At 69.5% G+C, this 22,163-nt stretch carries 20 protein-coding genes; 13 read left to right on the top strand and 7 right to left on the bottom strand.

The features are described 5' to 3' along the window. Positions 1–48 precede the first annotated feature (48 nt). Positions 49–957: a chaplin family protein gene (locus ACH34W_RS39045; protein ID WP_395966222.1), complete on the bottom strand. Its 909-nt coding sequence runs from the start codon at positions 955–957 to the stop codon at positions 49–51. Positions 958–1,087: 130 nt separating this feature from the next. Then, positions 1,088–1,330, bottom strand: a complete 243-nt coding sequence (locus ACH34W_RS39050) for a hypothetical protein (RefSeq protein WP_395966223.1) — start codon at positions 1,328–1,330, stop codon at positions 1,088–1,090. Positions 1,331–1,779: 449 nt separating this feature from the next. Between ACH34W_RS39050 and ACH34W_RS39055 the strand changes: the two genes are divergently transcribed. Then, the gene (locus ACH34W_RS39055) at positions 1,780–2,019 is read left to right on the top strand and encodes a hypothetical protein (RefSeq protein ID WP_395966225.1); all 240 of its coding nucleotides are present in this window, start codon (positions 1,780–1,782) and stop codon (positions 2,017–2,019) included. A gap of 252 nt (positions 2,020–2,271) precedes the next feature. Beyond that, positions 2,272–2,409 (top strand): hypothetical protein, encoded by a 138-nt coding sequence (locus tag ACH34W_RS39060; RefSeq protein WP_395966226.1) that lies wholly within the window; start codon positions 2,272–2,274, stop codon positions 2,407–2,409. Between the two features lie 107 nt (positions 2,410–2,516). On the opposite strand, the gene ACH34W_RS39065 is transcribed toward ACH34W_RS39060, so the two are convergent. After that, positions 2,517–3,668, bottom strand: coding sequence for an amidase family protein (locus ACH34W_RS39065; RefSeq protein ID WP_395966227.1), 1,152 nt, complete (start codon positions 3,666–3,668; stop codon positions 2,517–2,519). Next, complete coding sequence (locus tag ACH34W_RS39070) at positions 3,665–4,747, bottom strand: acetamidase/formamidase family protein (protein WP_395966228.1); 1,083 nt, start codon at positions 4,745–4,747, stop codon at positions 3,665–3,667. Before ACH34W_RS39070 ends, ACH34W_RS39065 begins: the two co-directional genes overlap by 4 nt. A gap of 77 nt (positions 4,748–4,824) precedes the next feature. Here ACH34W_RS39070 and ACH34W_RS39075 point away from each other — a divergent pair, with 77 nt between their 5' ends. The 7 genes from ACH34W_RS39075 to ACH34W_RS39105 all read left to right on the top strand — a co-directional run bounded on the left by ACH34W_RS39075 (position 4,825) and on the right by ACH34W_RS39105 (position 12,119). Then, positions 4,825–5,469 (top strand): GntR family transcriptional regulator, encoded by a 645-nt coding sequence (locus ACH34W_RS39075; protein WP_395966229.1) that lies wholly within the window; start codon positions 4,825–4,827, stop codon positions 5,467–5,469. A 125-nt stretch (positions 5,470–5,594) separates the two neighbouring features. Next, positions 5,595–5,816 carry a TSUP family transporter gene (locus tag ACH34W_RS39080; protein WP_395966230.1) on the top strand — a complete coding sequence of 74 codons (222 nt, stop codon included), beginning with the start codon at positions 5,595–5,597 and terminating at the stop codon, positions 5,814–5,816. Positions 5,817–5,908: 92 nt separating this feature from the next. Then, complete coding sequence (locus tag ACH34W_RS39085) at positions 5,909–6,895, top strand: BMP family protein (protein WP_395966231.1); 987 nt, start codon at positions 5,909–5,911, stop codon at positions 6,893–6,895. Beyond that, complete coding sequence (locus ACH34W_RS39090; protein ID WP_395966232.1) at positions 6,895–8,289, top strand: amidase; 1,395 nt, start codon at positions 6,895–6,897, stop codon at positions 8,287–8,289. Before ACH34W_RS39085 ends, ACH34W_RS39090 begins: the two co-directional genes overlap by 1 nt. Positions 8,290–8,386: 97 nt before the next feature. Then, on the top strand, positions 8,387–10,009 hold the full coding sequence (locus ACH34W_RS39095; protein WP_395966233.1) for an ABC transporter ATP-binding protein: 1,623 nt from the start codon (positions 8,387–8,389) through the stop codon (positions 10,007–10,009). Further along, a complete protein-coding gene (locus ACH34W_RS39100; RefSeq protein WP_395966234.1) occupies positions 10,006–11,202 on the top strand; it encodes an ABC transporter permease in 1,197 nt (398 codons plus the stop codon). The genes ACH34W_RS39095 and ACH34W_RS39100 overlap by 4 nt, the downstream gene beginning before the upstream one ends. Next, positions 11,199–12,119, top strand: a complete 921-nt coding sequence (locus tag ACH34W_RS39105) for an ABC transporter permease (protein ID WP_395966235.1) — start codon at positions 11,199–11,201, stop codon at positions 12,117–12,119. Before ACH34W_RS39100 ends, ACH34W_RS39105 begins: the two co-directional genes overlap by 4 nt. 113 nt (positions 12,120–12,232) lie before the next feature. On the opposite strand, the gene ACH34W_RS39110 is transcribed toward ACH34W_RS39105, so the two are convergent. Next, on the bottom strand, positions 12,233–13,726 hold the full coding sequence (locus ACH34W_RS39110) for an alpha/beta hydrolase (RefSeq protein WP_395966236.1): 1,494 nt from the start codon (positions 13,724–13,726) through the stop codon (positions 12,233–12,235). 269 nt (positions 13,727–13,995) lie between these two features. On the opposite strand from ACH34W_RS39110, the gene ACH34W_RS39115 reads away from it, so the two are divergent. The 3 genes from ACH34W_RS39115 to ACH34W_RS39125 all read left to right on the top strand — a co-directional run bounded on the left by ACH34W_RS39115 (position 13,996) and on the right by ACH34W_RS39125 (position 18,659). Then, positions 13,996–14,958: a hypothetical protein gene (locus ACH34W_RS39115; RefSeq protein WP_395966237.1), complete on the top strand. Its 963-nt coding sequence runs from the start codon at positions 13,996–13,998 to the stop codon at positions 14,956–14,958. 557 nt (positions 14,959–15,515) lie between these two features. Further along, positions 15,516–17,906, top strand: a complete 2,391-nt coding sequence (locus ACH34W_RS39120; RefSeq protein ID WP_395966334.1) for an ATP-binding cassette domain-containing protein — start codon at positions 15,516–15,518, stop codon at positions 17,904–17,906. A 333-nt stretch (positions 17,907–18,239) separates the two neighbouring features. Beyond that, a complete protein-coding gene (locus ACH34W_RS39125) occupies positions 18,240–18,659 on the top strand; it encodes a hypothetical protein (protein WP_395966238.1) in 420 nt (139 codons plus the stop codon). Between the two features lie 102 nt (positions 18,660–18,761). Here ACH34W_RS39125 and ACH34W_RS39130 read toward each other — a convergent pair whose 3' ends face one another. After that, positions 18,762–19,445: a DUF1361 domain-containing protein gene (locus ACH34W_RS39130; RefSeq protein WP_395966239.1), complete on the bottom strand. Its 684-nt coding sequence runs from the start codon at positions 19,443–19,445 to the stop codon at positions 18,762–18,764. A 319-nt stretch (positions 19,446–19,764) separates the two neighbouring features. Further along, on the bottom strand, positions 19,765–21,303 hold the full coding sequence (locus tag ACH34W_RS39135; protein WP_395966240.1) for an ISKra4 family transposase: 1,539 nt from the start codon (positions 21,301–21,303) through the stop codon (positions 19,765–19,767). 355 nt (positions 21,304–21,658) lie between these two features. On the opposite strand from ACH34W_RS39135, the gene ACH34W_RS39140 reads away from it, so the two are divergent. Next, the gene (locus tag ACH34W_RS39140) at positions 21,659–22,147 is read left to right on the top strand and encodes a hypothetical protein (RefSeq protein ID WP_395966241.1); all 489 of its coding nucleotides are present in this window, start codon (positions 21,659–21,661) and stop codon (positions 22,145–22,147) included. Positions 22,148–22,163: the final 16 nt, after the last annotated feature.

Consider the following 22,163-nt stretch of genomic DNA (forward strand, 5'->3'; position numbering starts at 1 on the left):
AGGCTCGAAGCTTTCTTTGTTGGCGCAGTGGGAGCCTGAGCCGTGCTATCAGCGCAGGATGGGAATGCCCATCGCGTGAACCGGAAGGCCATTCGTCACTCCCAAGGTGGGCTGGTAATCTGCCGCCTGCTCCGGGGATGGGATGGGAATTCCCAGTGCCCGGATGAGGTCCTGCAGTGTTTGCGCCGCGGGGGGCAGCGGCTCCTCGGCCACGGCCTCGGCCATGCGCCTGGTGGACGGCAAGATCTTCGGCTTCCTGAGCTTTGGCTTCTTGGCTTTGGGTGCCTTGGCCCGGGTTTTGACCGGCCGCGGTGGATCTGCCGGCGCGGTTCCCTCGCAATCGGGGTTGGCCCGGCCGTGGACGGAAACCCGATCCGGACAGTCATCGGGCGGCGTGTCAGTGTGGTGATCGTGCCCGCCATCGTGGAGCACATGCGCGCTGCCCTGGCAGTACGCCTTGGCCACGCCCAACACCGCCGCCGCGTTCCCGCAGAAGCTGATGGGCACATGGGCATGGTTGCCGCCCAGCACATCGGCCCATCCCGCCCCGCCATGATGGGTGACGGTGGCTGTGCCCTTGCAGGCGGCCTTGGCGACGCCGGCGATGGCGAGGGCGTTGCCGCAGAAGGAGATCGGGATGCTGACCGGAGCGCGTAGCTGGTTCCCGCCTCCCCCCGAGAGGCTGCCCGAGGTCCTCATCGATTCGCTGTAATGGCCCATGTCGTGAACATGCGCCCCACCGAGGGACGTGGCCTTGGCCGATCCCAGCAGCGCCGCGGAGTTCCCGCTGACGTTGATCGGTACGGAGATCGGCGCGTTGCTCTGGTTGCCCCCGAGCACGCTCACGTCGCCGCTCGTCCTATCCGCGTGTGTGGCACCACCGACGACGCTTGAGCTCGCGGTCACCCCCGCCACTACCAGAGCGACGCGAGCAGAGTTTCTGGCCCAGTTTCGCATTCCTATTGCTCCTTTCCGATGTGGGTGCGATCGGTGACGCCCAGGCGGCAATGGCGTGAGCACCACGTCCGCGGAAGATCGCTGGTGCGTCTCGAACGACGAGGTGGCATGCGAGGAAGCGGCTGCTCGCTTATTCAGGAACCGGAACGTCCGGCGCGGAGGCAGCCGGGGCCGTCACGCGGAGTGCTTGCGGCTGGACTGCGGCCAAGGTTGATCGCTGAAGGCGGTCGGCCTCAGCGACGAGCGTCCCCCCGACTCGGTCGATCCCGATCCGCTTGAGAGAACCGCTGATCAGCGTGGTGCGGCCAGCGTCCGGCTCGGCGAGCGTGGCGACCACCAGCCAGCCGGCCGCCAGGAGGAAACCCGTGGCCACGACGCGCCGTGCGTGGGAGATCAGCGCAGGCTGGAGCCGGCCTCGGGGTACTGCGACCCTGTGACATGCCGGCGCCGGTAGCCGCATCGGACAACACTCCTAGAGGTCTTCCAGACCAGTGGTGACGATCCCCCGTTCGGCTGGACGGCACGGACGCTAACAGCCCGCGGGTGTTGTTCTCCGGTGGTCAATCGCGTGATAGGCGTTTCTTGACGGCCCCATTGCAAAAGAGGGGAATTAATCCTTCCAGAGTCTGACGCTGTGAGGTTTGCTGCTGTCTAAGCAGTCTAGGATCCCATGGAAAAGGTTTGCCAGGTTGTATCAACAGCCGATGAAATTCGGTTTGGCACCCTTGTCTTCCGGTGAACGTTGGGATGCGATTGCCTGCACGCGGGAGGCTCTCGCCTCTGCGTGTCGTTCGACTGCACTCACCGTGAATGGAGAGCCTCATGCTTAAGCAGCTGGTGATGTCTGGCATCGCTGGGTCGGCCTCGCTCATGACGTTCGCCGCTACGCCGGCGTACGCCCACGATGATGATCACCCTGTCCCTAGCAATGTCCAGATCATCGGCATCCAGACTTGCCGCAACCTTGACGTTCTCGGCATCGGTGCCACCATCCACAACCTCCTGGGTGTTAGCTACGATTCGGGAGATTGCATCAACGGTTCCACAATCGTCCACCGCTGACCCGCTCCTGATCACAGGGCAACGCCGTGGCGCCGTTTCCGGCGCCACGGCCCCCTTATGTCTGGAACGCCGGGCTTGGCGGTACCCAGGCTGAGCGTGATAGCAGCTCCAGGCTCACGGTGTACGCCTCGACAGATCTGCGGACGCAGCGCCTCGTTGTTCGCCATCCATTCCCGGCCGCTGTCGGAGAACCTCTCATCTTGCGGGTCTGCCGGAAGCTCAGCTGCAATCAGCAACTCGTAGAGATCGGACATGGCGCGGCAACTGAACAACCTGCGCCGCGACCACGCCATTGCGCTGCGCGAGGTAGAGGAGGTGCAGATCTACGCCAACCAGATCCAGGTCCTGGCGCTGCGCAGGGCGGACTGGATGCCGCCAACCAGCAGTTGACGGCGCAGCCCGCCGGGCGCACGGTGTCAGCGGCATCCGCGGGCCAGGAGGCGGGCCCGGCTGTGGCGCCGACGCCTGGGCCCGCCGCGCGACCGGCCTGCTCGCGATCAAGGCCCACCTCTGCCAGGTAGACGCCGGGGTTGTTGTGCGGCGAGGTCGAGCAGGCATTCGTCGAGTCCCGGCGAGGCAGTGAGCGACAGCCCCAGCGGAAGCCCTCCGGCCGTCAGGGCTGGCAGGCTCAGCGCGGGTGCCCCGGCGATCGGAGCCAGGCACGTCAGCCGGACGACCGCGAGCCGATCGGCCGGCGCCGCGCCCAGCCGGGGCGCGGGCCCCGGCGTCGTCGGCAGGGCGACCACGGTCGCCCGCAGCACCCGGTGCAGGAGATCGGCTACCTCCCTGAGGGTCTCCCTGGCCTCGGCGTGCTCATCGGCGCTGATCGCCTCCGCCGCGGCGAAGCGCGCGGCGACGCCGGGCCCGAAGCGAGGCCGCTCCCTCCGGATCCATGCACCATGGCAGGCCCACGCCTCGGCCCCCTGGACAACCGCGAACGCCGCCCGCGCCCGCTCCCATCCCTCCGCCGCACCGAACAGTGGTTCCTCCTCGACCTCGACGCCGAGCACCCGGGCACCGTCCATCACGGCGTTGCGCACCTCCGCACCGACCGGCAGATCCGCCGGCACCAGCACCCGCTCGAACCCGGGCGCGCGATTCGCGGGCGGGTCGAGGAGGGCCGTCGCGGCGGTACGGAGGAGGAAGGGGTCGCGGGTGATGAGGCCCGGGGTGTCGAAGGAGGGGGCAAGGGGGACGACGCCGGAGCGAGGGGCGCGGGAGTGGGTGGGGCGGAAGCCGATCAGGGATGTGTAGGAGGCGGGGACGCGGATCGAGCCGGCCGTGTCGGTGCCCAGGGCCAGGTCGGCCAGGTTCGCCGCGACGGCCGAGCCGGAGCCGCTGGAGGAGCCGCCGGGCAGGTGGCCGGGGGCGGCGGGGTTCTCCGGAATGCCGTAATGGGCGTTGGTGCCGGCGAGGCTGTAGGCGAGTTCGTCGGTGTGGGTCTTGCCGATCACGGTGAAGCCCGCGGAGCGGAGGCGGGCGACGGCCTCGGCGTCGCGGCCGGGAACGGGGTGGGTCTCGCGCCAGAGCGGATGGCCGGCTCCGGTGGGAAGGCCCGCGACGTCGATGACGTCCTTGACCGCCAGCCGGCGGCCCGCGGCCGCCTCGGAGACGGGCAGCCAGGGGACGAAGGCGGATTCCGCGGTCAAAGGGATTCCAGGGTGGGCTTCGGAACGGCGAAGTGAACGCCCTTGACGATATCGACGACCTGGGAGACGTGCAGATGGGCAGCGGCGCTCAGATAGGCGAGGGCGATGGGCATGGGAAGTCCGTATCGGGCGCCGAGCAGGGCCAGCGCGGACCGGGTGGCCTTGCGGACCGCCTCGTCGAGGTCCTCGTCCAGGCCCAGCAGGAGATGTTCGGCGCCGGTGTCGGCGTAGGGGGCGGCGAGCGCGGCGGCCAGGGAACGGGTGGCGGCGTCGGAGTGCAGGGTCAGCCGGAGGGTGGCGCGGAGCGGGGCCTCGAACGCGGTCAGTGCGACCTCTCCGTCGCCCATCGCGAAGTGCGGGTCGCCCGCGTAGAACATCGCTCCGGATACCTGGACGGGCAGGAATAGCCTGGCGCCGACGCCCAGCGGGCCGACGTCGAGGTTGCCGCCGTGCGGGCCGGGCGGAACGGAGTGCACGGGCCTGTCGGTGGCGGGCGCGACCCCCATGATGCCGAGGAACTCGCGGAGCGGGAAGGTGAGGCGGCGGCCGTCGCCGACCGCTATCGCGCCCCGGCCGCCCTCGACGGTCGCGATCGTGCAGACCGGCGGCACCGGGACGGCCGGATCCCACCCGTCCGGGGCCAGGGGCATCTCGCCGGGCAGCGCGCCCTTGCCATGACGGTTGCTGATGACTCCGTAGGGGGCGCGCCGTCGCAGCTCCAGGATCTCGACCTCCAGGACGTCCCCCGGCAGTGCGCCCTCGACCTCGATCGGCCCGGTGACGACATGCGGTCCATGGAGGAGTGGGTCGTGCGTCCCGGAACGGGCCAACTCCGCCGCGTCGTCGAGGACCACGTCGATCCCGGCCGCGGCGAAGAACGCGGCGGGGTCGCGCCCCTGATCCTCCAGCAGGCCCTCATGGCTGATCGTGTCGAGGCACACGGCCGTGCCCGAGACGACCCTGCGGACCGGCGGGCTGACCGCGTTCGGCAGCAGGCCCCAGGAGACCTCGCCCGGCTCGGCGGGAAGGTACACATCACCCGAGATCGGGACGCGGCCGGGCTGTAGTAGGTTCGTCAAAGGGGTTCCGATCACCGGCGGAGAATGTTCGTATACAACCATCCAGGTGAGAACACCGCCAGGCCGCGAGGGGGAATGTGAGCGCCAGCACCCGCAGGATGTCGCCGCAGCAGATGTGCCGCGCGATCCGCGACGACATCGTCCGCGGCACCTTCCTGCCTGGTCAGCGCCTCACCGAGGAGGGTCTGGCCGAGCGATACGGGGTCTCCCGGGTCCCGGTGCGCGAGTCGCTGCGCACGCTGGAGGCCGAGGGCTTCGTCCTGTCCCGTCCCCATGTCGGCACCTATGTCGCCGAGCTCTCCGACGATGAGGCCGCCGACCTTCTGGAGATCCGCGCCCTCCTGGAGCCACTCGGCGCCGCCCGAGCGGCGCTCCGCCGTACCCCCGAACAGCTCGGCCGCCTGAAGGAGTTGACCTCGCTGGGGCTCGAGGCCGTCGCCGACGGCAGGCTCGACGAGGTGACCCGGCTCAACAGCCGCTTCCACGAGGTGCTCGCCGAGGCCTCCGGGAGCACCACCCTCAGACATCTCATCACCCAGCTCAGTCAGAAGATCGCCTGGGTCTACGCGGTCGAGTTGCCGCGCCGCGCCCACGACTCCTGGCACGAGCACGAGCAGATCTGCGCCGCCCTGGAGGCGGGGGACCCCGAGCGCGCCCGCCGGGTCGTCGCCGATCACATCGCTCAGGCGACCTCCGCCTACCGTCGGCGGTCCCGCGACTAACGTTGTATACGATCCCGGGCTAGTCGCAACGCCGTCGCGGTCGGCGGCACCCCTGCTCACCTTCCCCGCCCTGCTGGCCGTCCTCGTGCTCGGGGTCAATGCCGACGTCCAGTACATCAACGCCCGTGAAGTCGCTGCTGTCGCTGGTCGTCAACACCGACGCCCTGCTGGTGTTCCTCCTGTTCACAAGCGTGAACTGGCTGCCGGTCCTCATCATCGGGCCGCTGTCCCTACTCGGCGGAGCCCCGGGCGGACGGCTGTCGCGACGGCTGCGGCCTGCGGTGCTACGCGCCCTGGTGATGGTATTCGGCCTCGTCAACCCGGTCTGGCTAATGTCGGCGGGCTGAAACACGCCGGACATGTCTCGGTGCCCACAGGGAAACACGGCGATTGTATACATTGCTCGCCAGCTCTTCCGTTTCCCGATGGAGATACCGACATGGCCCTTGGAACCCTGCGCATGGCCGCGATCTGCGCGTCGGTCCTGACCCTCGCCGCCACCGGCTGCTCGTCCGAGAAGAAGGACGCCGCGGCCCCCGGCAAGGCCAAGGTGGGGGTCCTCATCCCCGGCTCGGTCTCCGACGCCGGCTACATGCAGTCCGCCTACGAGGGCATCCAGCGGATCAAGAAGAACCTCGGCGGCCAGGTGGAGATCACCTACGTGGAGAAGGTCGCGCCCACCGACTACCAGCAGGCCCTCGTCCGGCTCGCTCAGACCTCCGAGCTCGTCATCTCCATCGGCGGCCAGACCGACGCCGACGTCCGCCGGGCCGCCCAGCAGTTCCCGGCCGTCAAGTTCGTCGAGGTGGGCGGCCCGCCGACCGCGACGGCCAACCTCGCGGCCTACGACCCCAAGCAGGACGACGCCGCGTTCCTCGCCGGTGCCTATGCCGCGCTCATCTCCAAGAAGGGCAAGGTCGGCTTCATCGCGGGCCTGGAGATCCCGCCGATCGTCGCCGTGGCCAAGCAGTTCCAGGCGGGAGCCGAGCACGGCAGGCCCGGCATCACCGTGCTGCCCCCGCAGTACACCGGCGACTTCGACGATGTGGCCAAGGCCAAGCAGGCCGTGACCGCCGATGCGGGCGCCGGCGGCGACGTCTTCTACCAGATCCTCAACAGCGGTCTGCAGGGCATGCTCCAAGGCGCCAAAGAGACCGGCACCAAGGTGCTCGGCGGCCCGCTCGTCCAGAATTGCTCAGCCGACGCCGCGTTCGCCGGGTTCACTAAGTCCGACATCGGCTTCGCCACCGAGTACGCGGTGCAGCAGCTGGTCGCCGACACCTGGAAGGCCGAGGCCAAGCCGTTCGGCCTCGCCTCCGGCACCGACGCCTCCGGCATCGTGCTCTGCGGAGCCGACGCGACCGTCACCGCCCGGATCGGCCAGATCCGCGCGGACCTGGCCGCCGGAAAGATCAAGACGAGCTGATGGCAGCCCGCCCGCTGACGGCCGTGGCCGTCGCCGATCAGGTCCGGACCGGCGGCCTCACCCCGACGGACCTGGTCGAGGAGTTCCTCGCGCACGCCGCCCGGGTCGAGCCCGAGATCCATGCATTCTGCACCCTCGACGCCGAGGGCGCTCGGAGGGCCGCGGCCGAGCTGGAGCGCAGGATCGCCCGCGGCGAGGACCCGGGACCGCTGGCCGGGGTGCCGGTCGGTATCAAGGACCTCATCTGCACCAAGGGCCTGCGCACCACGTTCGGGTCGGCTGCCTACCGCGACCATGTCCCGGACGAGGACGACATCGCGGTGGAGCGGCTGCGCACCGCCGGCGCGATCGTGGTCGGCAAGACCAACACCTCGGAGTTCGGTTACGCCGCAGTCGGCGACAACCTCATCTTCCCCTCGACTCGCAACCCGTGGAACACCGCGCTGAGCCCTGGCGGCTCCAGCGCGGGCTCGGCCGCCGCGGTCGCGGCCGGACTGGTGCCGCTGGCGCTCGGCAGCGACGGCGGCGGCTCCGTCCGGATCCCCGCCGCGCTCTGCGGAACGGTCGGCTTCAAACCGTCGATGGGCCGCATCCCCGCCTACCCCGGCTGCAAGGACGAACGGCTCCCCGGCGTCTCCAGCTGGGACGCCCTGGAGCATCTGGGCCCCCTGACCCGTACCGTCGCCGACGCCGCCCTCGCCTACGCGATCCTCACCGGCCCCGACCCCCGCGACCGCTTCAGCCTGCCCGCCACCCCGGCGACCGTGGCCCGGCGTCCGCTCGACGGCCTGCGCGTGGGACTCTCCCACGACTGGGGCTACGTCGCGGTCGAACCGGAGATCCGGGTGCTGGCCGGCCGGGCCGCTGAGGTCTTCGAGGGGCTCGGCTGTGTGGTCGAGGAGGCCGATCCGGGGTTTCCCGATCCGTTCGCCGCGTTCGGGGCGATGATCGCCAACGAGACCGACCTGCGGGGTCTGCGGGAGCTTGCGCTCAAGCATGATCTGGCCCCCTATCTGAGGGGCCTGCTCGACCGGCCCTGGACGGCGGAGGACTTCACCGACGCCCGCGCCGTCCGGCAGCGTGTCTGCCGGACCATGGCCGTCCACATGGAACGCTTCGACCTGCTGCTGACCCCGACCTCGCCGGTGCCGGCGTTCGTCCCGGGGAACATCGGCCCGACCGTCATCGATGGCCGCGACGTCGACCCGTCCTTCTGGCTGTCGATGACGCTCCCGCTCAACCTGACCGGCCAGCCCGCGATCTCGCTGCCCGCCGGACTCACCGCCGGCGGTCTCCCCGTCGGGATCCAGCTCGTCGGCCGGCATCTCGCCGACCTGGACGTCCTGAACGCGGCGTTCGCCTTCGAGGAGGCCGCACCCTGGCCGGTCCTATGAACGGGCGGTCAACCCGCCGCTATGAGGTTGCAGAGCCCCTCGGACCGGGCCCTCGGGCCGGGCCGTCGGCGGCCCGAGACCACCAAGGGAGTGCCTGGTGAATCCTGCCTTGGAGCTTGCTGGCGTCGGCAAGACCTACGGCACCGTACGCGCTCTGGACGGCGTCGATCTGACGGTCCGAGCGGGTGAAGTGCACTGTGTGCTGGGCGAGAACGGCGCCGGGAAGTCGACGCTCTGCAATCTCGTCTACGGCGCGGCCGCGCTGGAGGAGGGCGAGATGCGCCTCTATGGCGAGCCCTACCGCCCGCGCCGTCCCGCCGACGCCCTGAGGCACGGCATCGCCATGGTCCACCAGCATTTCAGCCTGGTCCCGACCCTGACGGTCGCCGAGAACCTCCTGCTCCGCGACGGCCTGCGCCTGCGCCTCCCGACCCGGGAGCTGAAGGCTCGCGTAGCCGAGATCGAGTCTTCGTACGGCCTGTCGGTCGACCTGACCGCCCGCGCCGCCGAGATCACCGTAGGCGAACGCCAGTCGGTAGAAATCGTCAAGGCCCTTCTCAGCTCTCCCCGCCTGATCCTCCTCGACGAGCCCACCGCCGTCCTGGGCCCCACCGAGGTCCGGTCCCTCATGGCCACCTGCCGCAGAATCGCCGCCGCTGACCACGCCGTCCTCCTCATCACCCACAAACTCGGCGAAGTCGAATCCGCCGGCGACACCGCCACAGTCCTGCGCGGCGGCCGGGTAGCCGGCACCGGCCCCCTCACCACCCTGGGCCGCGACCACCTCGTCTCCCTCATGCTCGGCCGCCCCCTGACCGACCTGAACCCCCTCCTCACCGCGGGCCTCGACCTCCCCGCACCGTCCCTGCCCGCGATCCCATCTGCCACTCCATCTGCATCCCCTGCCCCGCATCACGCCGTCGCCGTCGCGTCGGCCGGAAGCCCCGGGCCGGGCGGCGCTGAAGCTGAGGCGTTGGGCAGGGTTGCGATCGAGGGGGTGCGGGTCGTCCGGCGGGATGGGAGTGCGGCGGTCGACGGGATCGATCTGCGGATCGGGGCCGGCGAGATCGTCGGGATCGCGGGGGTGGAGGGTAATGGGCAGAGCGAGCTCGTGGCGTTTCTGAGCGGGGCGCTGGGTGCCGAGGGGCGCTTCAGCGTCGGCGGGGTGGAGCTGAGCGGGGTCGGTCCGGGGCGGCGGACCGCGGCCGGGGTCGGGGTGATTCCCGAGGATCGGCATCACGAGGGGTGTGTGCCCGGGATGAGCGTCGCGGAGAACCTCTACCTCGGGGAGCTGGCGCGGTTCCGGCGGTGGGGGCTGCTCGATCGGAAAGCCCTGCACGCCGAGGCGGCTCGGGTGATCGAGCGGCAGGGCATCAGGGCCGCGGGGCCCGGGGCGGCGATGGCGACGCTGTCGGGCGGCAACCAGCAGAAGGTGGTCGTCGCCCGGGAACTGGCGATTCGTCCGCTGCGCTTCCTCGTGGCGGCGCAGCCGACGCGCGGTCTCGACCTCGGCGCGGTGGACGCGGTACTGGACCAGATCCGGCGCGCCGCCGAGGCCGGTGCCGCCGTGCTGGTCGTCTCCAGCGAGCTGTCCGAGCTGCTTGCCCTCTGCGACCGGGTGATGGTCGCCTACCGGGGCCGCCTCCTCGGCCCCGTCCCCTGCTCGGCGCCGAGCGCGCGCGCTGAGATCGGCGATCTCATGGTGGGGGCAGCCTCATGACGAAGGCCCTGAGTGACTCCGAAGGCCGCGCCGAACAGCAGCCGCTCCCCGGTGCCGCCTCCCTGACCAGGCGAAGCACCCGAGGCGGAACCGGGCACGCCCTCCGCGTCGCGGGCGTTCTGCGAGCTGGGCGGGCCCGGCGGGCTGGGCGGGCCGGGCAGGTGGTGCGGGACCTGCTGGTTTATGCGGGGGCGGTGGGGGTGGCGCTCGCCGTCGGTGTTCTGCTGGTGGTCGGTAGCGGGGCCTCCGTTGGGGAGGCCGCTGGTGCACTGGCCGATGGCATGGCCGGGACTCCTTATGCGCTGGGCAGTGCGCTGAACGCCGCGGCCGTGCTCGCTCTGATCGCGACCGGGTTCACCGTCGCCTACCGGGCGGGGCTGGTCAACGTCGGGGGTGAGGGTCAGCTGGCAGCCGGCGGGATCGGCGCGACCGCGGTCGGGGTGAACCTGCCCGATGCGACGCCCGCCGTCCTGGCGGTGCCGCTCGCGCTGGGGGCCGGGTTCTGCGCCGGAGCGGCATGGGCCACGATCGCGGCCTGGCTGAAGGCGCGGCGCGGGGTCAACGAGGTCATCACCACGCTGCTGCTGAACTTCGTCGGGCTGGGCCTGGTCTCGTTGGCCGTCCACGAAGAGGGGCTGCTGCGGCAGCCCGTGACCTCGGCCGACACGCTGCCGCAGTCCGAGCCGCTCGCAGCCGGAGCCCGGCTGCCGCTACTCGGTCTGACCGGGTCGCCAGCCACCATCGCGGTGCTGGTGGCGGTGACGGCGACGGTCGTCCTCGGGCTCGTCCTGCGCAGGACGGCGACCGGCACCCGGCTGACCGCGGTGGGCCTGTCGGCCCCCGCCGCCCGGCGGCTCGGGCTGCGGGTGGCCCGCCTCCAGATCGGGGCGCTGGCCACCGCGGGCGGCCTCGCCGGGACGGCCGGAGCCGCCCTCGTCGCGACCGTCCCCTATGTGCTCGCCGAGAACTTCACCTCCGGCTACGGCTTCGCCGGGCTCGTCGTCGGCCTGCTGGCCCGCGGCTCGCTGACAGCCGTTGCCGGGATCTCCCTGCTGTTCGGCATGCTCGCCTCCGGCGGGATCAACCTCCAGCTCGCGGCCGGGGTGCCGGCCTCCTCGGTCCAGGTCGTCCAGAGCGTCCTCATCATCGTCATCGCCGGAGCGGTGATCCTCAGAAAGGAGACCGCCCGGTGAGCGCGGTGGGAGAACTGCTCGACGGAGGCGTACGCCTGGCCGTCCCGCTGCTGGTGGCCTCCTCGGGGGAGCTGGTCAGCGAGCGCGCCGGGGTCCTCAACCTCAGCGTCGAGGGCATGATGCTGACCGGCGCGTTCGCCGGGGCCGTCGGTGCCCACCAGAGCGGCAGCGCCCTGGTCGGCGTCGGCTGCGCGCTCGCCGCAGGGTTGCTGGCCGCGCTCCTTCAGGCCGTCCTCAGCGTGACGCTCCGAGCCGACCAGATCGTCACCGGGATCGCCGCCAACGCGCTCGCGCTCGGCGCCACCACCTACGGTGCCCGGCTGATCTTCACCCAGGGCCGGTCGGTGCCGGGCTTCGACTCGATGAAGATCCCCCTGCTCCACGAGATCCCGTTCCTGGGCCCCGCCCTGTTCGAGCAGACCGTCCTCGGGTACGTCTCGTTCGCCCTGGTGGCCGCGCTGGCTGTCCTGTTCGGCCGGCGGACGGGCCTCGGCCTCGCGGTCAGCGCGATCGGCGAGGACGCCGTCACCGCCGACCGCTCCGGGCTGCCCGTCACCGCGGTCCGCTACGGCGCGGTCCTGCTGACCGGCCTGACCTCGGCGCTGGCCGGAGCGCAGCTGGCCCTCTCCGACGTGCACTCCTTCACCGACAACCTCACCTCCGGCGCGGGCTACCTCGCCGTGGTCGCGGTCATCGCCGGACGCTGGCGGGCCGGGCCGGCCATGTTCGCCTGCCTGTTCTTCGGTGTCGCCCAGGCCCTCCAGTTCGCCGCCCCGGCGTTCGGCGTCCATCTGCCGACGGCCGTCCTCGTGATGTCCCCCTATCTGCTGGCGCTGCTCGCGGTCAGCGGCCTGACCGGCGCCAGCCGTGCGCCGTCGGCGCTCACCTTGCCCTTCGTCCGAGAGGCCCGTGCCTGACAAACTCCCAGCTGCCAACGAGCTTGCCCTTGGCATCATCGCTGTCGAGCCCGGCGGCCGGGATCCGGCCACCGGGCGTTTGCAGTGTCAGGCACATCAGCGTTTTGACCGCGTCAATGCCTTACGGGCACGGGCGGGATCTTGGTCAGGCAGGAGGTGTCCCCCACCCGCAGGTCGCGGATGAAGCCGGTCTCGATGCCCGCCGCGCAGCCGCTCGGCTCCTTCTCGGCCACGTGGCCAACGTTCGGAACCTCCACGACCGTGGAGCGGCGGAACTGCCGGGCCGCGAGGCGTCCCGACTCGGTCGGGGTGTTGGCGTCCAGGTCGCCCGACACGACCAGTACTGGGACGTCAGGGAACGGGCCGTCGACCGGTTGCACAGGGCCGTCGCGGTCGGGCCAGCGGATGCAGGCGTCGCCCTGAGCGGTCATGGAGCTGGTCCAGGCTTCCTTTCCAAACGGCCAGTACGTCTGCTCGGGCAGCGCTGCGCGTCCGACCGAGAACTGCCGCAGCCGGGTCGAGACAGGCGCCTTGCGGTCCCACAGCTTCGGATAGTCATTGCACATCACGGCCGCGGCCTGCGGGGGGTTGAAGGGTCGCTCCTCCTCCCGGGAGGCCGCTGACCCGCTCATCGGGGCCTGCTGCCGTGCGGCGGCGATCAGCAGGGTGTTGTCGCCCCGCAGCGCCGTACGGACCATCGCGGGGACATCGCCGATGGCCTCGGGGGCCTGAGCGGTGGAGCCGAACACGATCGAGGCGAGCGCGGTGTCGTCCAGCTTCCGCTGGTTGCTGTCGCCCTCCAGCGTGTAGGGGACCGGCCGCTCGCGCAGTCGCCCGGCGAGCCGCGCGATATCCCGCATTACCTGGTCGCCCTTGCACGCGTCGCCGCTTCGTTCACACACCAGCTCTAGCGCCCGGCGAGCCGCTCGGACTTCGGGGCGCGCCCACATGTCGAACGTGAGCGGGTAGGCACTGGAGAGCACCACTGAGCGCACCCGAGCCGGATGCCGCTGGGCGTAGACCGCCATGAGGTACGTGCCGTACGACTGTCCGAGCAGGTCCAGCCGCTCAATTCCGAGCTTGGCGCGAACGGCGTCGAAGTCGTCGGCGATCTCGGCCGAGGTGTAGCCGCGCGCACGCGTTCCCAGAGTCCGGCCGCACTCGCCGATCGCCCGTACGAAACCGTCACGCGTCGCGGGCAGGGAATGGAGGGCCTCGCAGTCGATCGGGTCCGACCGGTAGACCCCCCGCGGATCGATCAGCAGCAGGTCGTGATCGTTCAAGAGATCGCCGAATGCCTGGACGTACCTCGCGGCGGACGCGATCGCGGAGTCACCTGGGCCGCCTGGATTAACCGCAACCGTTCCCTTGGCGGGCCGGGAGGTGTCCCGGTGACGGATCACCGCGTACGCCACGGTGGTGCTGCCCAGTTCGGGATGTGCTCGTTGCAAGGGGACCCGCACGGTTCCACATTCGGCGCCTGGCACCGGCAGGCACGACTCGCCTCGTGGCGCCTGCGCGGGCTGCGCCGACACGGCGCTGGCACCACCCGTCATGACAGCGAGCGCTGCCACCACCACGCCCACGTTCTTGAAGGTCTGTTTCATGCCGAAAGCATGAATGGCGCACGATCGGCCCCACATCGTTCGCCATGGGGAACCGTCAGCGGGACTCTGGAGTGATCTTGAGGGGGGCGACTACCTCGCAGGTCTCGGTGACCGCAGGCTTTACTTCGCTGGCGCATGTTGGAGACGGACGTGATCTTGCGATTGTTAGATGCTTACCCGCGTCTCATTCACCGGACGTTCACCTCGCCCCAAAACGAGGTGAATGCCGGAAGCGGGCGGGGGCCCGTCAGTTTCACCCGGGGGAAAACATGGCCAAGTCGCAGCATGACTGCCTGTCCAGGAGCATGCAGGAGCCCATGGAAGAAACAAGAACGCATAGGCGATTCCAGGCCGCACGCATGGCGGCACGACGCATTCCGTTCAAGAAAGCGTCTTCACCGGCAAGGGCGGCCAAAGCAGTGATGGCCAGCGTGGCGGCGGCAGGGATCATCGGATGGACAGGGACGCTGCCGGTGTTGGCGCAGCCGACCGACGGACCTCCTACGGTGTCGCGCCTGGCGTTGCACAAGCAGGCGTCGCTGTCGTCGGCCCGGCCAGGGCAGCGGTTCGGCTATGTGGTGCAGGTGCGCAACGTCGGCATGGTTCCGGCGTACAGGGCCAAGCTCACCGACCACATGCCCGCAGGGCTGAAGGTCACCAAGGTGCGCGGGCCCGGCTGCCGGACCGGAAGGAAGACGGTCAACGTGACTTGCCGCTGGCAGCAGGTCGCCTATCGGCACTCAGTCACCGTACGCATCGACGTGCAGGTATCGCCGACCGTCAAGGGCGGCAGCCGACTACGCAACCGGGCCGTTCTGACCCACCCCGACGGCCGAAAGGTCGCCACCCACACCATGCGGATCGTCCCCGCCAAGTCGGCACGATCCGAGTCGACAGCGCCTAAGTCCGACCCGGATAAGCCTGCGCCGGACAAATCCTTGACGCACAAGCCGTCGGCGCATAAGTCGCATGCGAAGGAGTCAGTAGCGCACAAGCCGGCGACGCACAAGTCGGCAGCGGATAGGTCAGCAGGGCACAAGCCCGGCCACCCGAACAGGCCGACCTCACACAAATCAACCCGGAACGTCGAACAATTGCCGAAGACCGGTATGCCGCTGACGGCGCAGGTCAGCACTGGCCTAGCACTTTTGCTGGCCGGTGGAATCGTCTGCTGGCGAGCTCGCCGTTCCCAACTGGAATCACCCCTGCCGCAAACAGACGAGCCCGTATAGCGATGAGCGGCGATCCCGTTGGCAGCATGATCCGCATTTAGGAACTAAGCTGACCAGCCGTGACGAGCACCGACTCCCGTTCCAGCGCTCAGCGTCGTCGCGACACCGAGCATCGACTCGCCCATGACGTCGATGTCTGGGTGTCCAGTGCCTCGCCGGACGGCGTGCCGTACATGGTGCCGCTGTCCTTCGACTGGGACGGTGAAGCGCTGCTGCTGGCCACGCCGGCGAACAGCCCTACCGGCAAGAACCTGGCCGCCTCCCGGACCGTTCGGCTGGGCCTGGGCCCCACCCGCGACGTGACCATGATCGAGGGCGACGTCGAGATCCTCGAGATCAGCGCGCTGCCACAGGAGCTCGGTGACCGGTTCGCCGCGCGCACCGGTTTCGACCCGCGCGCGCAGGCCACGCCGTACCGCTGGTTCCGCGTCTTCCCGCGCCGTATCCAGGCTTGGCGCGAGGAGAACGAGCTGTCCGACCGCGATCTCATGCGCGACGGCCGCTGGCTGGTTGACGGAGACCGCGAGACAAGCTCCGGCGAAGCGAGCTCCCGCGAAGTGAGCAAGGCACCGGGAACGGACGCGCAGTCGCCCGCGCCGCACGGTGCCGAGAGCCACGACGCGATCCGCGTGCTCGGCGCACGCGTCAACAACCTCAAGGACGTCAGCGTCGAGATCCCCAAGCGCCAGCTGACGGTGTTCACCGGCGTGTCCGGCTCGGGCAAGAGCTCGTTGGTGTTCGGCACGATCGCCGCCGAGTCGCAGCGGCTGATCAACGAGACCTACAGCACCTTTGTGCAGGGCTTCATGCCGACGCTGGCGCGGCCCGAGGTCGATGTTCTGGACGGGCTGACGACAGCGATCATCGTGGACCAGGAACGGATGGTCGCCAATCCCCGTTCCACGGTCGGCACCGCCACCGACGCCAACGCGATGTTGCGGATCCTCTTCAGCCGGTTCGGGCAGCCGCACGCCGGGCCTCCGACTGCCTTCTCGTTCAACGTCGCGGCCCGTACGGCGAGCGGGTCGATGAAGGTCGACAAGGGCAAGGGCCAACGGATCGTGGTGCGCAACGCCGTCTACCACGGCGGCATGTGCCCGCGTTGCGAAGGCATGGGCTCGGTCAGCGACATCGACCTGACCCAGCTTTACGACGACGGCAAGTCGCTCAACGAGGGCGCGCTCACCATCCCCGGCTTCAGCATGGACGGGTGGTACGGCCGCATTTTCACAGGCTGCGGCTTCTTCGACCCCGACAAGCCGATTCGAACGTTCACCAAGAAGGAGCTGAACGACCTCCTCTACAAGGAGCCGACCAAGATCAAGGTCGACGGAGTCAACCTGACCTACGAGGGCCTGATCCCGAAGATCCAGAAATCGATGTTGTCCAAGGACATCGACTCGCTGCAGCCGCACGTCCGCGCGTTCGTGGAACGGGCGACGACCTTCTCCGTCTGTCCCGAGTGCGGGGGCACACGCCTGAACGAGGCGGCCCGGTCGTCGAAGATCAAGGGGATCAGCATCGCCGACGCGTGCGCGATGCAAATCAGCGATCTGGCCGGCTGGATCAGCGGCATCAACGAACCATCCGTGGCACCCCTGATCGCCACGCTGCGCGACACTCTCGACTCCTTCGTCGAGATCGGACTCGGCTACCTCAGCCTCGACCGGCCCGCCGGCACCCTCTCGGGGGGCGAGGCGCAGCGCGTCAAGATGATCCGGCACCTCGGCTCCCCGCTCACCGACGTCACGTACGTCTTTGATGAGCCCACGATCGGTCTGCATCCCCATGACATCCAGCGGATGAACGATCTGTTGCTGCGGCTGCGGGACAAGGGCAACACGGTGCTGGTGGTGGAGCACAAGCCGGAGACGATCGCGATCGCCGACCACGTGGTGGACCTCGGCCCCGGTGCCGGCACGGCGGGCGGCACCATCTCCTTCGAGGGTGCCGTCGATGGGCTGCGGGCCAGCGACACCATCACCGGCCGGCACCTCGACGACCGCGCCTCTCTCAAGGAGAAGGTGCGGACGCCCACCGGCTCGCTGGAGATCCGCGGTGCCACCCGTCACAACCTGCAGAACGTGGACGTCGACATCCCGCTCGGCGTGCTGACCGTGATCACTGGCGTGGCGGGCTCGGGCAAGAGTTCGCTGGTGCACGGTTCGATGCCTGCCGACGCCGGTGTGGTGTCGATCGACCAGAGCGCGATCAAGGGCTCGCGGCGCAGCAACCCGGCGACCTACACCGGGCTGCTCGACCCGATCCGCAAGGCGTTCGCGAAGGCCAACGGCGTGAAGCCGGCACTGTTCAGCGCCAACTCCGAGGGCGCCTGCCCCGCCTGCAACGGCGCCGGCGTCATCTACATGGATCTAGCGATCATGGCCGGCGCCTCCACCACCTGCGAGGAGTGCGAGGGCAAGCGGTTCCAGACCTCGGTGCTGGAATACACCTTCGGCGGACGCGACATCACCGAGGTGCTCGCGATGTCGGTGGCCGAGGCCCAGGAGTTCTTCGGCTCGGACGAGGCGAAGCTGCCCGCCGCGTACAAGATCCTCCAGCGTCTCGCCGACGTCGGGCTCGGCTACCTCAAAATCGGCCAGCCGCTCACCACCTTGTCGGGCGGTGAGCGGCAGCGCCTCAAGCTGGCCACTCACCTGGGCGAGAAGGGCGGCGTGTACGTGCTCGACGAGCCGACCACCGGCCTGCACCTCGCCGACGTCGAGCACCTGCTCGCGCTGCTCGACCGCCTCGTCGACGCCGGCAAATCCGTCATCGTCATCGAACACCACCAAGCGGTCATGGCACACGCCGACTGGATCATCGACCTCGGCCCCGGCGCCGGCCACGACGGCGGCCAGATCATCTTCGAAGGCACCCCCGCCGACCTCATCACCGCCCAATCCACCCTCACCGCCCAGCACCTCGCCACCTACGTAGGCACCTGACCACGCCACTTACGCAGGCACCTGACCACGCCACCTACGTAGGCACCTGACCTCGCCACTTGCGTGGGCACCTGACCAAGCCGCTGGACGGCGGCGATGCCGCCGCCCAGGCTGGGCTTTCAGCAGGCGCACCGAGACGACAGGGCGTGCCGCCCAGGCTGGGCCCACAGCAGGGTTGCTGAGACGACGGCGCGTGCGCCCAGGGCTGGGCTCACAGCAGGGTGGGTGTAGCTCGTTCTCAGTGAGGGTCTAAGCTGGGCTTTTGTGGTTGTGGCTGGTTGGTCGGGTGACCGCCTTTTACCGTGGGTGCAGGCGTGGTGAGGCGGTGCGGCGATGGGTTCGTTGCTGGATGAGCTGGCGCGGCGTGAGGCCGAGGTCCGGCAGCGGGTCGAGGAGATCCGTGAGCAGATCGCCGGTCTGGAGTCGCGGCTGGAGGCCGAGGAAGACCGGCTGTCGCGGTTGTTGATCACGCGGGAGACGGTCGAGGAGATCCTTGGCGAGGCGGCCTCGCCGGTGGATGTGCCCGCGGGTGAGGGCGAGTCCGTCGAACCGGGAGAACCGGGCGAATCGGTGGATGCGCGGTCGCTGGTGCGTGGTGTGGTGACGGTGCCGCCATGGCGGCCGGGCATGTCGGCGCAGGTGCTGCCGCAGGTGTACCGGGACGCGGTGGAGATCATGGCCGATGCCGGCGGGGCGGTGCGGGCCGGGCAGATCCTGGCGGCGATGGGACTGCCGGACGAGGCGGCCAAGTGAGGTTCCCCCGTTGCACATCAAGGTGTCCGGAGAACGGAGGGAAGCTCACTGTGCCGTGATCCCGAACCAGTGACTTGGGTACGTATTCGGCGTGATCAAGACTCAGAGGCTTCCTGCTGAGTGTCCGTGGGTGAAAGGCATGTGCAGGCTGCGGGCGCCTCGCAGGGTGGCGTCCCGGAGGGCTTCAGTGATTGCTTTGGTCATGAAGTGGCCTGTCCAGATGACCAGGAAGGTGGCCAGGATTAGAGCCGGTGCCCAACGCCAGGTCAGATGCAGCACGATCCCCTCGAACGTGCCGAGCGGATCGATGACCAGTTCCCAACTGTTGAGGTGGGCCGACCGTCCAAGGAAGATCCCGATGGCACAGAGGGCGTGCGCCGCCACTGTGACCCGGCCCTGCCACGCTCCCAGCCCGATCCGGCCGAGGTGGCGGCGTACCCTTGCCAGTGCCAGGTAGTAGGCCAGAAGGCCCGACCCGATGAACGTCGCGTAGACCGGCAGGACTGCGGTCACTACCGGACGATCGTGATCTGTCGGCCGCAAGTCGTAGGGCAGATGGAACAGGTCGGTCACCACATATGGGGCATTTGGCAGAAACAGCACGAACAGCACCAGACTCGCCCACCATAGGGGCGATCGCGACACGGACCGGTCGGCGCCGCCTCGGAACAGCCCCCATGCCAGGGCCACTGGAACCCAGGCCAGCAAGGTGTTCCACCCCATCCACCAGGCGTTCCGAAGAACAACGTCGTCCAAATTCGGTGCTATCGGCTCCAGCAGGTCCATGACTTTTATTGTGCACGAGGGAGGATGTTTCTGGCCATTTTTCGGGAACGCATCGAGAGCGCACCTGCCAATCCCGGCGCGGCTAGCAGGCGGCGGCCGCCCATCACGTGACGTCGACCTGACGAAGGTGTTGCAGTCATCACCCAGAAACTTCAGCAGCACAACGGCCAGCTCACCGTGTGCCCGCCCAAGACCGCCAGGAGCGCCCGCGTCATCGCGCTCGACCGCGCCGCACCTCGGTCGCCGTTCTGTGTGCACACGTGATCGGGAGCGGCGCCTGGCCGGAAAGCGTTTGGGTGTAGCTGAGTGAGTGTGCCGGTCAGGCGGTGAGTGCGTATTCGTGCTGGTGGTGGGTGCGTTCGTGCTCGCGTCGCAGGTGGTAGACCCAGTAGCGGTCAAGGTCCTGGTTTGTGGTCAGGGCACGGAGTTTGAGCATCGCTTCGGCTCCGGGTAGGCCCCAGCGCGCCCCGGCCAGGTCGAATCTGTCGGCGATCAGGTGGCGGCAGGCACCCTCGATCACGCCGGTGGCGATGGGCCATCCCTGTCGCAGGGCGTGGTCGTAGCGCAGGTGGCCGGTGTTGTTGGTGAGGTAGCCGATGGTGGTGTCGATGCCGTGTCGCCGGTCGTCGGGCAGCGTATCGGCGTGGTGTTTCAGGTCGGCGATGACGTGGTGGACCTGCCCGGCCAGCAGTGCCAGCGCCCAGGCGGCGACGCGGTCCTCGGCGGCCGGGTCGGCGGGGGCGTGCAGGCTCCATGCGGCCGTCCACAACCGTTCCAGGACGTGCACGAAGTCGATCACGACGGTGATGGTGATGCCGCGGCGGGCGGCCTGGGCCCCGATGAGGTCGAGTTGGTGGCGGGCGCCGTCGACCAGCACGATCCAGGGCCGCGCGTGCACGGGATCGCGGGCGTGGGCGTGGTCGAAGGCCTTGCCGATCACGGTGTCGGGGTCGTCGATCACCGAGCCGCACAGCCACTTGCGCATCGCGTGGGGCCCGGGCCGGGGTGGCCGGGTTCCGTGCCGGCCGCCGGGCACGGCGATCACATCGTGGGGGCGGCGGGGTGCGGGCTCGGCGTCGTAGACCGCCCCCAGGGTCGCCATCCGCTTGCGGGCGGGTTTCTCTCCGGCGGTCAGCCGGGTCCGGAAGGCCCGCTTGGCCCGGGCGGCGGCGGCCTTGCGGGTGGCCGGCCGCAGCGCGCCGGGGCGCATCGCGATGCCCTTGCCGTCGAAGCTGAGGATCAGCAGTTGCTCACTGGTGCGCGGCACCGGTGTCTGCTCGGCGTAGAAGGCGTCGATATCTTGGGCGGAGGCGACGATCAGGTCTTCGATCTGCCGTTTGCCGATCACCGGCCCGCAGCGGGCGGTGATCGCGGCGTGCGCGGTGTCGAATGAGCCGCGGACCGCCTCGGCCACCGCCAGGCGGGCCAGCCCATGAGAATGCCGCCGGCCGGGTAGCGACAGCGCCGCATCGGCCGGATACAGGTTGGCCGCGTTCGGGGCACGCCAGGCGCATCGGGTGACCGTCACCGTTCCCAGCACCGTGGCCGGCAGCCGGTGGTGCCCGGTCTCGATCCGGCGCCGCACCACGCCGTCGGCCCCGGCCACACCGGTCCCGTCCCGGTGAACCGCCACCCTGGCGGCCGGCACGGTCTGCTGCTCGCGCTGCGCCCGTAGATCAAGGTGCGCCTGCAGGAGCTGTCGTTGCAGCTCACGGCCCTGCCGCACGAGCAGTTCCTCCAGGAGGTCATGCGTCAGCGTCCCGGCCGCCGGATCGGTGAGCTGTCCGATCAGATAGTTGAAGGTGTTCCGCGCCTGCGCAAAGCAGTCAGCGGTGACGGCCTTGTCGTACGGTGCCATCACAGGGCTCTTCTTCCCGGCGCGGGATCGTATTGGGTTGGCACCTTCGAACCTGGCCGGGAGAAGAGCCCGCCACAATCACCCGCCCGGTGAGGACACGATGCCGCCGCCGGCGGCGGACCCGCCGGACAGATCACGGGCCACCGGTGCGGTCACCGTGAACAACCCCGGCCCGTCCTCGGACGCCTGATGACGCTCGGCGGAACGCCCCAGACCTGCTCACTGAAGTTCCTCACCTTGGGCGACTCGTTGCCGGAGATCGATCCGGTCGGCGAGGAGTTCCCCGACGCTTCGGATGTTGGACGTCCGTCGCGATCGGGGGAGCTCAGATCGGATGCTCACACAGGGGGAAGCCGTGGAAGCGCAGGCGTTGCGCAAGCGGGGCTGGACGATCTCGGCGATCGCGCGGCATATCGGTCGTGACCGCAAGACGGTCCGGGCGTATCTGAACGGGGAGCGTGAGCCGGGTAAGCGGCGTCCGGCTGGGCCGGATGCCTTCGCGGTGGTGGAGGAGTACTGCCGGATCCGGCTCAAGCAGGATCCGCATCTGCCGGCCACGACGTTGTTCGAGGAGGTCGCCGGGCTGGGGTTCGGCGGGGCGTATTCCTCGTTCACCCGGGCGATCCGGGACCGGGGGCTGCGGCCGCATTGCGAGCCGTGCCAACAGGCCAAGGGCCGTGATGTGGCGATCATCAACCATGAGCCGGGTGAGGAGACCCAGTGGGATTGGGTCAGTCTGCCCGATGTGCTGAAGAATTGGGGGTGGCCGCGCAAGGACGTGTCGTTGCTGGTGGGGTCGCTGCCGTATTCGGGGCGGTGGCGGGGCTGGTTGTCGGCGTCGTAGGATCAGCCGCATCTGG

It is taken from the genome of Actinomadura sp. 6N118 (genome assembly GCF_044326415.1).
Classification (GTDB): domain Bacteria; phylum Actinomycetota; class Actinomycetes; order Streptosporangiales; family Streptosporangiaceae; genus Spirillospora.